This is a genomic window from Eisenbergiella sp. OF01-20 (genome assembly GCF_003478085.1).
Classification (GTDB): domain Bacteria; phylum Bacillota; class Clostridia; order Lachnospirales; family Lachnospiraceae; genus Eisenbergiella.
Genome location: NZ_QUES01000099.1, coordinates 1 through 749 on the forward strand (window position 1 = coordinate 1; position 749 = coordinate 749).

Sequence of the window (749 nt, forward strand, 5' to 3'; positions counted from 1 at the left end):
ATGGTATTAAACCCGAATTCCTTCCAGATATCCGTAACCACCATGGTTCCCTGGAAGAACCGGTTGTCCCCCAGGAAGAACACCGACTGCCCTCCCATCGCCGTAATCAGCTTATTCACAATGCCGGTGGAAGGGGAAAGAATATCGATCAGTACACCGGACAGGATAATCCAGGATAAGAAATGCGGCAGATACACTATCGTCTGTACCGTTCTTTTCAGCTTCGAATTTCTGATTTCATTGATTAAGATGGAAAAAATAATGGCAATAACAAGTCCCAGCGCCAGTTTTTCAAAACTGATTAGCAGTGTATTCCGGAGTGCCCTGAGGAAATCCGGATAGTTGGCTATGTACTTGAACCAATAGGTCCCCACCCATTTCTGCTCCCCGAATAAACCCTTCGCCGGTATGAATTTCTGAAAGGCAATCTTCCATCCATACAGGGGAAGGTAATTGAAAAGAAACAGAAGCACCATTCCTGGCAGCAGCATCAGGTAAAAGGGAACGCTCTGCTTCAGCCGCTGCGCCGGCCGCCGTTTTGTCTCCATAAATTTCTGTTTCTGCATATCAGGCCTCCTGTGTCCGGGCTGCGGTTCTTTCCGCAGCCCGTTTTGTCAGCATTTCATCCGTCAGCTGGTTACCGTCCAGCCTTCGGCCGAACAGTAACGTCAGCGGTTCATTTCTTGATACCATTCATTGATTTCCCCGGTAATTTCCTCGCCGCCCAGGGCTTTCCACTGCTCCACAAA

At 48.7% G+C, this 749-nt stretch carries 1 protein-coding gene and 1 pseudogene; both read right to left on the reverse strand.

Annotated elements, in window-relative coordinates; genetic code table 11:
* A pseudogene (locus tag DXA36_RS32620) lies at positions 1-566 on the reverse strand (sugar ABC transporter permease); the annotation flags it as partial.
* A 1-nt stretch (position 567) separates the two neighbouring features.
* Positions 568-693, reverse strand: a complete 126-nt coding sequence (locus DXA36_RS33925; RefSeq protein WP_279221578.1) for a hypothetical protein — start codon at positions 691-693, stop codon at positions 568-570.
* Positions 694-749: the final 56 nt, after the last annotated feature.

Bases quoted from the DNA above. Each gene is read 5' to 3' on its own strand.
- DXA36_RS33925 (WP_279221578.1), bottom strand. From the start codon at position 693: ATGGTATCAAGAAATGAACCGCTGACGTTACTGTTCGGCCGAAGGCTG.